At 69.8% G+C, this 12,454-nt stretch carries 14 protein-coding genes; 8 read left to right on the top strand and 6 right to left on the bottom strand.

The features are described from left to right. Together AU196_RS17470 and AU196_RS26285 are read left to right on the top strand one after the other, a co-directional pair. A partial coding sequence (locus tag AU196_RS17470; protein ID WP_059096349.1) for an SDR family oxidoreductase occupies positions 1-670 on the top strand: 670 nt, incomplete at its 5' end. 42 nt (positions 671-712) lie between these two features. After that, on the top strand, positions 713-835 hold the full coding sequence (locus tag AU196_RS26285; RefSeq protein ID WP_286141234.1) for a hypothetical protein: 123 nt from the start codon (positions 713-715) through the stop codon (positions 833-835). Positions 836-855: 20 nt separating this feature from the next. Here AU196_RS26285 and AU196_RS17465 read toward each other — a convergent pair whose 3' ends face one another. Further along, the gene (locus AU196_RS17465; protein ID WP_059096346.1) at positions 856-1,737 is read right to left on the bottom strand and encodes a TIGR03854 family LLM class F420-dependent oxidoreductase; all 882 of its coding nucleotides are present in this window, start codon (positions 1,735-1,737) and stop codon (positions 856-858) included. 67 nt (positions 1,738-1,804) lie between these two features. Here AU196_RS17465 and AU196_RS17460 point away from each other — a divergent pair, with 67 nt between their 5' ends. Next, positions 1,805-2,266, top strand: a complete 462-nt coding sequence (locus AU196_RS17460; protein ID WP_059096348.1) for an SRPBCC family protein — start codon at positions 1,805-1,807, stop codon at positions 2,264-2,266. Here the strand turns inward: AU196_RS17460 and AU196_RS17455 are convergent. Then, positions 2,263-4,188, bottom strand: coding sequence for a flavin-containing monooxygenase (locus tag AU196_RS17455; RefSeq protein WP_059096345.1), 1,926 nt, complete (start codon positions 4,186-4,188; stop codon positions 2,263-2,265). The genes AU196_RS17460 and AU196_RS17455 overlap by 4 nt on opposite strands. 50 nt (positions 4,189-4,238) lie before the next feature. On the opposite strand from AU196_RS17455, the gene AU196_RS17450 reads away from it, so the two are divergent. Then, entirely contained in the window at positions 4,239-4,685 is a 447-nt protein-coding gene (locus AU196_RS17450) for a hypothetical protein (protein WP_059096344.1), read from the top strand. Positions 4,686-4,695: 10 nt separating this feature from the next. Beyond that, on the top strand, positions 4,696-5,979 hold the full coding sequence (locus AU196_RS17445) for a cytochrome P450 (protein ID WP_059096343.1): 1,284 nt from the start codon (positions 4,696-4,698) through the stop codon (positions 5,977-5,979). On the opposite strand, the gene AU196_RS17440 is transcribed toward AU196_RS17445, so the two are convergent. Further along, entirely contained in the window at positions 5,942-7,303 is a 1,362-nt protein-coding gene (locus tag AU196_RS17440; protein ID WP_231737626.1) for an FAD-dependent oxidoreductase, read from the bottom strand. The genes AU196_RS17445 and AU196_RS17440 overlap by 38 nt on opposite strands. Before the next feature lie 44 nt (positions 7,304-7,347). Here AU196_RS17440 and AU196_RS17435 point away from each other — a divergent pair, with 44 nt between their 5' ends. Beyond that, positions 7,348-7,992, top strand: a complete 645-nt coding sequence (locus AU196_RS17435; RefSeq protein WP_059096342.1) for a TetR/AcrR family transcriptional regulator — start codon at positions 7,348-7,350, stop codon at positions 7,990-7,992. A gap of 63 nt (positions 7,993-8,055) precedes the next feature. Beyond that, complete coding sequence (locus tag AU196_RS17430; RefSeq protein ID WP_059096341.1) at positions 8,056-9,156, top strand: Rv2629 family ribosome hibernation factor; 1,101 nt, start codon at positions 8,056-8,058, stop codon at positions 9,154-9,156. Here the strand turns inward: AU196_RS17430 and AU196_RS17425 are convergent. The 3 genes from AU196_RS17425 to AU196_RS17415 all read right to left on the bottom strand — a co-directional run bounded on the left by AU196_RS17425 (position 9,141) and on the right by AU196_RS17415 (position 11,674). Next, the gene (locus AU196_RS17425) at positions 9,141-9,863 is read right to left on the bottom strand and encodes an HAD family hydrolase (RefSeq protein ID WP_059096340.1); all 723 of its coding nucleotides are present in this window, start codon (positions 9,861-9,863) and stop codon (positions 9,141-9,143) included. The genes AU196_RS17430 and AU196_RS17425 overlap by 16 nt on opposite strands. Further along, entirely contained in the window at positions 9,860-10,462 is a 603-nt protein-coding gene (locus tag AU196_RS26150) for a hypothetical protein (RefSeq protein WP_231737625.1), read from the bottom strand. The genes AU196_RS17425 and AU196_RS26150 overlap by 4 nt, the downstream gene beginning before the upstream one ends. A gap of 78 nt (positions 10,463-10,540) precedes the next feature. Beyond that, entirely contained in the window at positions 10,541-11,674 is a 1,134-nt protein-coding gene (locus AU196_RS17415; protein ID WP_059096339.1) for a glycosyltransferase, read from the bottom strand. A 203-nt stretch (positions 11,675-11,877) separates the two neighbouring features. Here AU196_RS17415 and AU196_RS17410 point away from each other — a divergent pair. Beyond that, positions 11,878-12,454: DUF222 domain-containing protein (locus AU196_RS17410; RefSeq protein WP_157546432.1), on the top strand; the 577-nt coding region annotated here is incomplete at its 3' end.

Below are 12,454 nucleotides of genomic sequence, written 5' to 3'. Positions count from 1 at the left end.
GACCCGCCAGGTGGACGTGACGGACAAGGCGCAGCTCGAGGCCGCCCTCGCCGACTTCTGCGGCGCCGGCGGCCTGGACATGATGTGGAACAACGCCGGTATCGGCGAGTCCGGCTGGTTCGAGGACGTGCCCTACGAGTCGGCCATGCGGGTGGTCGACGTCAACTTCAAGGCGGTGCTGACCGGGGCCTACGCGGCGCTGCCGTACCTCAAGCGGGCGCCGGGCAGCCTGATGTTCTCGACGTCGTCGTCCTCGGCGACCTACGGGATGCCGCAGATCGCGGTGTACTCGGCGACCAAACACGCGGTCAAGGGCCTCACCGAGGCGCTCAGCGTGGAGTGGCGGCGGCACGGGGTGCGGGTGGCCGACGTGCTGCCCGGCCTGATCGACACGGCCATCCTGCGCGAGACACCCAACCACTCCGCGGGTGCGCGGCCGGCCGATGCCGCTAGCCCCGACGTCACCGCGTCGGCACCGAAGCGGGGTCCGTTCCGGCTGATGCCGGCCGCCAGTGTCGCCGATGCGGCGTGGGCGGCCTACCGCCATCCGAGCCGGTTGCACTGGTATGTGCCGGACAGCATCCGTTGGCTCGACCGGTTGAAGGCGCTCAGCCCGGAGTTCGTGCGCGGCCAGATCGTCCGGGCGCTGCCGCGGCTGACCGAGCGCTGACCGCCGGCGTTTCGGGCGGTGCGCGCCGGGTACGTCGCAGGCATGAGCACCGATCCCGCCGACTCCGGCCAGGACCCGGACGCCGACCCCGAGATGAAGCAGAGTTCCGTTCAGCCGCAGCCCGATCAGGCCGAAGGCGAGGACGATCCCGCGGAGACGTCGTAGGTGGGACGCTCCGTCGCCCCTCAGTTCTCCCGCGGGAGCAGTTCGGCGACGAATCTGTCGATGAAGGCGTGCATCGGTGTCGGCCCGGCCGGGCGGATGACGAACTTGGTCAGACCGGCGTCCAGGTAGGCGTCGAGTTGGCGGTGCAGCGCCTCCCAGTCCGGGGCGATGAGTGCCGCGGGATCGACGTCCGGTCGCCGCCTGCGGACCGCGTCGACCATCTCGGGGCCGAGTGCGCCGTCGGCCACCGCCAGCGAGATGCCGAAATGGTCGGCCTCGATGTGTCTGCCCGCCTCCTGCGCGGCGCGCTCGATCTGCTCGCGGCCGTACCCGGCCTCCTCCGGGGTGAGGAAGCTGCCGAGCCAGCCGTCGCCGTACCGGCCGATCCGGCGCAGCGCCGCGGGAGCCGACCCGCCGAGCCAGACGTCCAGGGGTGGTTGCGGACGCGGGGCGAGCGCGATGTCGTGCGCGGGGAAGAACTCGCCGTCGAAGTCCACCTGCGGTTCGGCGAGCACCGCCCGCAGCAGTTCGAGCGATTCGTCGAACACCTCGCCACGCCTGCCGGCGGGCACCGCGAAGACCGCCCGTTCGGCGGGGATCGCCGACTGCAGACCGAACACGGGCAGCACCCGCTTCGGCGCGACGGCGGCCAGCGACGCCAGTTGTTTGGCGACCAGCACGGGGTGGCGCCCAGGCAGGATCGCGACGGAGGTGCCGACCTTGAGACGTGAGGTGCGGCCGAGCGCGTACGCCATCCCGACGAAGGGGTCGATCGCCTCGGTGTAGACCAGTTCGGAGAACCACAGGGAGTCGACCCCGCTGTTCTCGAGGCGGTCGACGATGGCGGCCAGCCCGGCGGCGGGTGTCTCCGCGCCGATGCCGACTCCGAACCGGACCTTCACACCTGCCGAGTCAACCTGATCGCCGATCCGACGGCAGTGGCGGGTGGATGTCTGGCAGGCTGCCCGCATGAACGGTTCGGTCAGTGTGACGATGAAGGCTCCGGCGAACGAGGTCTGGGATCTGGTCGCCGACGTGCGCAACACCGGACGGTTCTCCCCGGAGGTGATGGAGGCCGAATGGCTCGACGGCGCGACCGGACCCGCGGTGGGGGCGAGATTCCGCGGCCACGTCCGGCGTAACGAGATCGGTCCGGTGTATTGGACGACCTGCCGGGTCACCGCCTGCGAGCCCGGCCGCGAGTTCGGCTTCGAGGTACTGGTGGGTGATCGGGCGGTCAACAACTGGCACTACCGCTTCACCCCCGTCGACGGCGGCACCGAGGTCACCGAGTCGTTCCGGCTCGACGACTCCGCGTTGATGCGGGTCTTCGCGATCGCAGGGGGCCAGTTGCGCCGACGTCGCAACATCCGCGACATGCGCAAGACGTTGGAACGCATCCGCGCTGTGGTGGAGACCCCGCAGGGCTAGCCGAATTCGAAGTCGCGCATCTGTGGGCTGCGGGTCCAGTTCCAGTAGTCGACGAGCCGCCAGGGGCTGAGCGTGTAGATCTCCCCGTGGGAGTTCTTGTAGAACGAGTGCTCGACCGACGGCTGCGACCACACCAGCTTGCCGATCTCTTCCTGGCTGCGCCTGAGCCAGTCCTGCGCGCACTCCTGCCTGGGCTGCATCCACCGGTACCCACCGTCGATCAGGATCTCCAGACACTGTGCGATGTAACGCATCTGGCATTCAGAGTGGAAGATCAGACTGCCGCCGTGGGCGAGGTTGGTACCGGGTCCGTACATGCAGAAGAAGTTGGGGAACCGCGGCACCGTGATACCCAGATAGGCCGACGGTCGTTCCCCCCACACCTCGCCGAGCACCGCCGCATCGCGCCCGACGACGCGCATCGGCCACAGCATCCGGTTCGCGTGAAATCCGGTGGCGTAGATCAGGACGTCGGCGCGATGGCGTGTCCCGTCGTCGGTGACGACGGCGTCGGCTTCGACCCGGGCGATGCCGGTGCGGACGAGTTCGACGTTGTCGCGGGTCAGCGCGCGCAACCAGCTTCCGTTGTCCTGCAACGTGCGTTTGCCCGTCGCCGGATAGTCGGGCAGCACTTTGGCCAGCAGGTCGGTGTCGTCGCCGACCTGGCTGGTGATCCACTCGGTGAACATCATCCGCGCCAGGTCGTTGACCTCGCTGACCGCGCGCTGCGGGTCGGGGTAGTTCGGATCGACCCTGGCCGCCTCCAAGCCCTTGTCGCAGCCCGGCCAGAACAGCAGGAAGCGGTACCAGCGGCCGTAGAACGGCAGATGCCGCAGCGCCCAGCGCACCCCGTCACCGACCGACGCGTGGTAGTGGGGATTGGGGAACATCCACTGCGCTGTGCGCTGAAACACGGTGAGGCGGCCGACATCCGGGGCGATGGCCGGGGCGATCTGGAAGCCGCTGGCCCCCGCCCCGATCATCGCGACGTCGCGTCCGCGCAGGTCCACCGAATGGTCCCATTCGGCGGAGTGGAACGCCGGTCCGGTGAAGTCGCGGCTGCCGTCGATCTCCGGGATGTGCGGACGGTTGAGCTGGCCCACGGCGCTGATCACCGCGCGCGCCCGCATGCTGGTCACAGCGCCCGCCCGGTCGAGCGTGTGGGCGGTCCACGTGGCGGTGTCCTCGTCCCACACCAGCTCGGTGACCTCGGTGCCGAACCGCGCATGTGGTGCCAGTCCGTGGCGGTCGAACACGCCCTGGAAGTACGCCTGCAGTTCGGGCTGCTCGGCGAAGAAGTGGGTCCACCCGTCGGAGGGTTCGAAGCTGTAGCAGTAGAAGTGGTTACCGACATCCACCCGCGCACCCGGATATGTGTTCTGCCACCAGGTGCCGCCCACCCCGGCGTTGCGCTCGACGATCGTGAACGGAATGCCGGCCTCCTTGAGGCGGATCCCGGCCAGCAGGCCGGATTCACCGCAGCCGATCACCAGCACGGGGAAGTCGGCGCGGGCCGGATCGGTGGGTGGCGGCACCGCCCGGTCGTCGCCGCCGTCGAGTTCCATCTCCTCGAGCAGCATCGGCACGTACTCGGCGGGCACCTGTTCGCACACCAGCCACTGCATCATCTCGTGCAGGAGGTCCGGTCCGATCGGTTCCGGTTCGGGACATCCACGGTCCCGGTAGTCGGCGATGATCGGCAGCGCGAGCGCGCGTACCGCCGCCTTGTCCTCCTCGGACATGAATCCCTGCACCTCGTTGAGGAACGATCCCGCCGGCCGCAGCGCACCGCGGATCAGCCCCGGGTCGCCGGACATGTGGACCAGCGACATCATCAGGGTCGGGACACTGACCTCGAGCAGCGCCTCGGCGATGTGTTCGTCCGAATCGGTGAAGGGGTGTCCGGCGTGAGGGTTGCGCACCGTCCGGTGCTATCACGTTTTCACCCGGTCGGGGTGGGTATCTGGGTCCGGTGAACGAACCTGCGGACAAGCCGGCCGACTACGACCGTCAGCTACCCGACGACATCTCCGACGACACGGTGGAGGCGGTGGGCTCGGTGTCGGAGGCACTCGAATGGGTCGAACGCGCCCGGGGTCACCTGTACAGCTTCCACCAGTTGATGGGGCGGGCGGACCTGTTGCTCGGCGAGGCGTGCGACAAGCTGCGCGACGCCGGACACGACGAGGTCGCCGACCGGTTGGCCGGCGAGCTGGTCGGACGCAATGTGCTGTACGGGCGGTGGACCTTCCAGATCGTCGAGGACTTCGACGACAACTACTGGTCGGTGTTCCGTGACCATGAGCGACGGGTTCGTGACGAACTGCAGCAGGGTCACCGGCACGTGTTCGAGGCGCGGATGAAGGAGGACCGGCGCAGCAAGGGCCGACCCGGACACGAGGGCCGTCCGGAAGGCTAGGCTCGACGCCGTGGGCATTGCGGCTCGGGAGAACGGCGCGGTTCCACCCCACGTGGCGCTGTCCGACATCGATCTGGGGACCTGGGAGTTCTGGGCGCTCGACGACGACATCCGCGACGGTGCGTTCGCCACCCTGCGGCGGGAGGCCCCGATCACCCACTTTCCCGAGTTCGTCGCGGAGGGGATGGAAGCGGGTCGCGGCCACTGGGCGGTGACCCGGTACGACGACGTGTTCTACGCCAGCAGGCACTCGGAGATCTTCAGTTCCGCCTCGGGCATCACGATCGGCGACCAGACGCCCGAACTCAACGAGTACTTCGGGTCGATGATCGCGATGGACGACCCCCGGCACAGCAGGCTGCGCAACATCGTCCGCAGCGCCTTCACCCCGCGGGTGCTCGCCCGCGTCGAGGATTCGGTTCGCGAGCGGGCCCGTCGCCTGGTCTCCGAGATGGTGGCCGCCAGCCCGGACGGCACGGGCGAACTCGTCAACGACTTCGCCGGCCCCCTGCCGCTGCAGATCATCTGCGACATGATGGGCATCCCCGAGGAGGACCACCAGCGCGTCTTCCACTGGACCAACGTCATCCTCGGCTTCGGCGATCCCGACCTGACCACCGACTTCGACGAATTCGTCGGTGTGGCAATGGAGATCGGCGCGTACGCGAGTCAACTGGCCGACGACCGCCGCGCCCATCCCGGTGACGATCTGACCACCAGCCTCGTCGAGGCCGAAGTCGACGGGCAGCGGCTGACCTCCGCCGAGGTCGCGTCGTTCTTCATCCTGCTCGTCGTCGCGGGCAACGAGACCACGCGCAACGCGATCAGCCACGGGCTGCTCGCGCTGAGCCGCTACCCCGAACAACGGCGGATCTGGTTCGACGACTACGACCGGGTGGCGCCGACGGCGGTCGAGGAGATCGTCCGGTGGGCGTCGCCGGTGAGCTACATGCGGCGCACGCTGACCCGTGACGCGGAGCTCGGCGGGGTGAAACTGGCTGCGGGCGACAAGATCTCGCTGTGGTATGGCTCGGCCAACCGGGACGAGGACAAGTTCGACGATCCCTGGACGTTCGACGTGCGCCGTCACCCCAACCCGCACGTCGGGTTCGGCGGTGGTGGAGCACACTTCTGTCTCGGCGCGAACCTCGCCCGTCGCGAGATCACGGTGGCGTTCGAGGAACTGCACCGGCAGATCCCCGACATCGCCGCCTCGGAGGAGCCCAGCCGACTGCAGTCGGCGTTCATCCACGGGATCAAACGGCTGCCGGTGACGTGGACACCGCCCCGGTGATCGCGGCCGGATGGTCGCCGCAGAGGTCGGCGAGGCCGGAGCGGGTGGGCCCCGGCGGCACCGCCGGACGCCAACCGCCGGCGAAGATCTCCCGCGCCCGCGGCGCTGCCGGCGCCAGGCTGGCGGGCAGCGCGGCCATCGTCACGTAGGGCTCCACCAGCGTGCGCAGAGCCGGGTCCGCATCGGCCGCGGCGACGATCAGGTCCGACGGCAACGGGCGGGTCAGGTCCACCGCGCCACCGGCCCAGCGACGCACCCGGTCACCGTCGACGCGGCGGTGGTCGTTGAACCACGGCCGCACGTTGCGCTCGCACCAGTCATCGAAGAGCCCTGTGGCAGTGACGATGTCGGGTTCGGTGTCGAGGATGTCCAGCAGCGCCCGGGACTGTGCCAGGCCGAGCGTCACGCCGCGGCCGGCAAGCGGCGTCGTGGTGCACACCGCGTCGCCGACCGAGATCAGCCCGGGGAGGTGGGGAGCGCCATCCGGGCCGACCTGGGAGCGGTAGCTGTTGTACAACCGGCCGCCGGGCAGCACCGGCGCCAGCGGCCGGGACCGCCCGGGGTCGATCCAGTCGGCCAGCTGCGGGATGGCGCCGACGGCCGCCTCGAACACCGGATCCTCCCGCAGACGGCGCAGCCGAGCGTCGCCGCCGTCGTGGGTGAGGGTCACCGAGAACGTGCCGCCGTCGTGCAGGAACGCGATGGCGGCGTAGCCGGACATGCTCAGCGACAGGCCGATCGGTGAGTTGACGGGTCCGGCCGCTGCGCCGTCGTGCAGCCGGTACTGCCGCGTCGCGTACACCGCGCCGCAGTCACCGCCCACCGCGTCGGGGCGCAGACCCCGCAGGTACCGGGCGGCCCGGCCGGAGGCGTCGACGACGAGATCGGCGCCCAGCACGCGCTCACCGATGACGACGCCGGCGACCCGGCCGTTCGCGTGGTGGGGCCGGTCCACTGTCGCGACGTGACGGGTGAGCCCGATCTGCAGCACGGCGATGCGGTGCAACACCCGCTCGAGGGTCGACCGGCGACAGAGCAACGCGCTCACCTCGCCCGTCCGGTCCGTCGCGATGCCCGCACCCGCGACGGTCAACGCGTCGACGACGTCGGGCATCTCGGCGCGCAACTCATCGACGACCGGCGCCCGGAAGGTGTGGGCGTGATCGAACTGCATCACTCCCCTGCGCCGCCACCGGCCGGCGGGCGGCGGGCCGGGGTCGCGGTCGACCACTGCGACGGTGTGACCGCGGCGGGCCAGCGCGATGGCGCAGAACAGGCCCACCGGGCCCGCTCCGACGACGACGACGTGCATGCGGTCCTCCATTGAGGTAACTTATGGTGTAATGAATATATCGAGAGTGTCGTGAGATGACCGAAGATGTCAAGAGGCCGTACCGATCGGGTCTTCGCGCCGCACAGGCGCAGGAAACCCGGCGCAGAGTCGTCGCCGCCGCCGCGCGGCTCTTCGTCGCGAACGGCTTCGGCGCCACGACCATCGACGCGATCGCCGACGCCGCGGACGTCAGCCGCAAGACGGTCTTCGCGTCGGTGGGCGGCAAGACCGATCTCCTCCGCCTCGCGATGGAGTGGGCGGTGGCCGGTGACGACGCCGACGTGGCCGTCGCAGATCGCGACGAGATGCGGCGCGTGCTCGCCGCCGAGGACCCGGCCGACCTGCTCCGCGGCTGTGCAGCGGTGATGACGGGGATCAACGGTCGGGTCGCGGACCTGTTCCGCACACTCGAGGTGGCCGCGGGCGTCGAACCAGAGGCGCAGATGCTGCTGGAGGCCGCCCGCGAACAACGCCTGGCCGACGCCCGGACGGTCGCGCGCCGCCTGCGGTCGCTGGGCGCGCTCACCGGCCGCAAGGCGTACCAGGAGGCGGTCGACCTGATCTTCCTCGCCACCGATCCGCATCCGTTCGATGTCCTGGTGCGCCAGCGCGGGTGGTCGCCGGAGCGGTATGCGCGCTGGCTCGGTGACTCCCTCGTCGGTCAGCTGTCGCCGGGATGAGCCGTTTGTCCGCCGGGTGTGCGGGCACTCAATGTCTGTCGCACCCCATCAGGACGGAGGACCATGCAATCCGAACGCTTCCGAACGCTGGCGGAGTCGAAAGGCCCGTACGCATCGGTGTACTTCGACGACTCGCACGACACCGAGGATGCCGCTGCCCAGCGGGAGCTCAGGTGGCGGGCGATCCGCGATGAACTCGAGCGGCAGGACGCGCCGGCCGGAACCGTCGAGGCCCTGCAACACGCCGTGCTCGACGCGTCGCCCGCCGTCGGCCGCAGCGGGCGCGGTCTGGTCGCCGGAGCGGACGGTGTACTGCTGAACGAACACCTGATCCGGCCGATCGACACGCCGGTCGTCCGAGTTTCGTCACTGCCCTACCTGGTGCCGGTGGTGGAGCACGGCGATCAGCACTCGACCTACGTGGTGGCCGCGGTCGATCATGCCGGCGCCGACATCACGGTGCACCGTGACCGGGCGGTCGAACAGGACACCGTGGACGGTGGCGGTTACCCGATCCACAAGGCCGACAGCGCCGAGACACCCGGTTACGGGGATCCGCAGCGGCGCAGCACGGAGGCCGGGCGCAAGAACCTGCGGGCCGTGGCGGATCGATTGGCGACACTGGTCGACGAGGTCTCCCCCGAGGTGATCTTCGTCGTCGGCGAAGTGCAGTCCCGATCCGACCTCGCGCCCACGCTGGACGAGCGAGTGGCCGAGCGGGTGGTCGAACTCGACATCGGCGCCCGGCACAGCGGGTTCGCCGACACCGACCTGAAGCACGCCATCGACCAGGAGTTCCTCAAACGCCGGCTCACGGCGATCGAGCATGCGGCCGAACAGTTCTCGCAGGCGACCGGTCAGGGTTCCGGCCTGGCGGCCCAGGGCTTGCACGGGGTCTGCGCCGCGCTGCGGGCGGGCGCCGTCGAAACGCTCATCATCGGCGACGTCGGCGATGCGACCGTCGTCGCCGGCGACGACCTCCTGACGGTCGCGCCGAACGAGAACGTCCTGTCGCAGCTGGGCGCCGCGCCGGCCCGGACGCTGCGGGCCGACGAGGCACTTCCGCTGGCGGCGATACGAACCGGGGCGGCCCTGGTCCGCACCGACGAGCGCATCTCCCCGGACGACGGCATCGCCGCGGTACTGCGTTACGCGTTGCCCTGATCGCCCGGACCGACACCGCTCAGTAAGTCGGCCACCGGGCTCTCGTCGAGGTGCGCGCGCAGGTCTTCGGCATTCTCGAAGACCGCGCGTGCACCCGCCTCGGTGAGCTCACCGCGGGACACCCCACCGCTGAGCACGCCGATCGAGGTCAACCCCGCACGTTCGCAGGCCTCGATGTCCCACACGGCGTCACCGACGAACACCGCGCGTCCGGCGTCCACACCGGCGCGTTCGAGCGCGATGTTGACGATGTCGGGCTGGGGTTTGGCGGTGTCGACGTCCCCACCGGAGGTCATCGCGGAGTAGACGTCGTCGCTGTCGAGCACCTCGCGGAGCACCTCGAGCTCGTCCTCGGGCGCCGAGGTGGCCAGCACCACCTGTAGCCCGAGCTCGTGGATCCGCCCGAGCAGTTCGCGTGCGCCAGGAAGCAGGCGTAGCAGCCCCTTGGCGTCGAGATAGTAGTGAGAATGGCTGTCCTTCAGCCGCTTTCGTGTGTCGTCATCGGCGTCGGGAACCAGGTTGTCCAACAGCGTCGAACCGTCCATGCCGATACAGCGATGCACCCGCCAGGACTCGACGTTCAGCCCCTCTTCGGCGAACGACCGGTGCCAGGCATGGACGTGCAGGTAGTTCGAATCGACCAGTGTGCCGTCGATGTCGAACAGCACGGCCGGTGCGGAACCGGCCGTGCTGTCAGCGTCCGTCATCGGGTGCGCGGATCGGTCGTACGACCGTTGCCCGCGTTGAAGCTCGGGTGCTGGGCGTCGCGGTTCTGCCCGAAGCCGGTACGACCGCCGGGGACGTCCCCGTGCAGATCGCCCTGGGGCGCTGCGTGAGGGACACCCTGCTGCGGAGTGCCCTGCACGGGATTCCCTTGCACGGGCGTGTCGTGGCGGTCACCGCGCAGGTGGTCGTGCTTCCCGCCGCCGGCGTCGGGCTGCATGTCCTCGGCCTTCGGCGTGTGCGGATCCAGCTTGTCGGCGAGCTTGCGGCGCTCGTCGAGCTCCTGGCGCGAGGAGTCCACGGCGTCGCGGTGGGTGGAGGCGACACCGCGCAGCCGGGCGGCCTCGGCGGCCTTGGCTTCCGCTTCGGCCTCGGCGGCCTTCGCCTTGGCCTCGGTCTGCTGGGCCACCAGATCGCGCTTCTCGACGTGCTGGTGGTGTTCCTGAACTTCCTGCCGGATGCGCTGTGCTTCGAGATGGCGTTGCTGGTTGCGGCGTTTGCGCGCCATCATCGCGAGTGCGGCGATGATCAGCAGCGCCACGACCACTGCGACGACGATCCAGACGATCGTGCTGGTAGCCACATCGGCTCCTTCGGTCGGTCGGGCACGTCAGGGTATTGACTGTCCCGCTGATTACGGGTTGCCCGCCCGCGCCGTGGGCTAAACGGTCGGGGGCGCCCCGCTGCGCTGACCCGCTCGGAGTGCGTCGAGCATGCCCTCCGCGGCGCGTGGCCAGGTGAACTGTTCGGCCCGTCGGCGGGCATCGCTGCGGCGCAACGATTCCGGTTTCCGGATTACCGTGCTGACGGCGTGCGCGATCGCTTCCGGATCGTTGTCGGCCGACGCTCCGCTGTCCGCGGTGAGGATCTCGGCGAGCGCCGAGGTGCGGGACACGACGGCGGGTGTGCCGCACGCCAACGCCTCGAGCGCGGCGAGGCCGAACGTCTCGTGGGGCCCCGGCGCGAGCGCCACGTCGGCGGACGCGAGGATTGCCGCGACCGTGTCGCGGCAGCCGATGAAACCCGTGAAGTCGACGGGAAGACCGGCGGCCTGGCGTTCGAGGCGCTGCCGCAGCGGGCCCTCCCCCACCACGACCAGTCGCGCGTCGACTCCCGAATGCCTCAGCGCCGCAACGGCGTCGATGCTGCGGTGGGCATGTTTCTCGACCGACAGCCGGCCACAGTGCACGAGCAGTGTCTGATCTGCCGCCGCCCAACGACGCCGCACCCGGTCTGACCGCCGGCGCGGGTGGAACTGGTCGAGGTCGACCCCGAGCGGAACGGTGACGACGTTGGTGGCGTCGATCCGGTCGAATTCGGTCCGCGCGAAGGCCGTCGTGCAGACCACGGTGTCGTAATTGCCTGCGGTGCGTCGGTTGGCGATGTCGGCGACCGCACGGGCGAGGCGGCCCGGTAGTACCTGGCCGACGAGCCGGTCGAGCCGTTCGTGGGAGATCATCACCGTCGCCGCACCGTGGCGTCGGCCCCACCCCCCGAGTGAGCGCAAGGTCAGACGGTCGGACACTTCGACGGCGTCCGGCTTCAGGTCTCGGAGCAGCGCGGTGACCGGACCGGGCAGGACGGCACGGTATCCGCCGGTGAACGGAATCAGGCGGGCCGGCAACGTGATCCGGACGACGCCGCTGGGCAGTCGCTGCTGCTCGGCGCGATGTCCGGGCACGACGACGTAGACCTCGTGTCCGGCCGCGCAGTACTCGGCGCCGAGACGGTCCACCGCGGTGCGCAAGCCACCCGAGCGTGGGCCGTAGAAGTTGGCGACCTGCACCACGCGCATACCCCGATGGAACCCGCCGCGCGTGTGCGTAGCGCGGCGATGTGGCGACCCGAACCTGAACGAGCCGTGAACATCCCTGCCCCTCCCCGCCTCTCCCCGCGAGCGTGCGTGTTTGCACAAGACACGCCGCAGATGTCACAGCACTTTGCGCACGCTCGCCGCTGAGGCCGGTTTTGTCGGACCTTCGAACTAGTGTTCGAGTCATGGATGGGGCAGCGGTTCTCGCGGCGTTCGCGGAGTTCGAAGCCGCCCGCGACGCCCTGGCCGCCCTGCCGCTGGAAGTTCTCACCGTCGCCGAGCTACTCACGGTCATCGAGATGCGCGAACGCGGCCACCGCCGCGACCTCGCCGTCGACCACGCCCTGACCGCGCGCCTGATCGGCGCCGACCCCCACGCTTTGGGCGCCACCTCCATCCGGGAAGTGTTGGCCAACCACCTGCGCATCACTCCCACCGACGCCCGCAACCGGATCACCGACGCCACCCAACTCGGCCCCCGCTACACCATTCACGGCGAACGCGTGCAGACCGAGTTGAGTCACACCGCCGACGCGGTCGCCCGCGGCGACATCGGGGCCGCGCATGTGCGGGTCATCCAGGACTTCATCAAGAAGCTGCCGGTCTGGGTGTCAGCCGCGCGCCGCGACGACTACGAACGCGACCTCGTCGGCCACGCGATCGAGTTGCGTCCGGATCAGTTCACGCAGGTCGCCGACACCCTGTTGGGGTTCATCGACCAGGACGGCACCGAACCCGACCACCAGACCCTGCGACGCCGCC

Origin of the sequence: Mycobacterium sp. IS-1742 (assembly GCF_001500125.1) — a bacterium.
In the GTDB taxonomy this organism is placed as follows: domain Bacteria; phylum Actinomycetota; class Actinomycetes; order Mycobacteriales; family Mycobacteriaceae; genus Mycobacterium.
The sequence above is the reverse complement of the archived record's forward strand: the minus strand, read 5'-3'. Positions and strand labels throughout refer to the sequence as shown.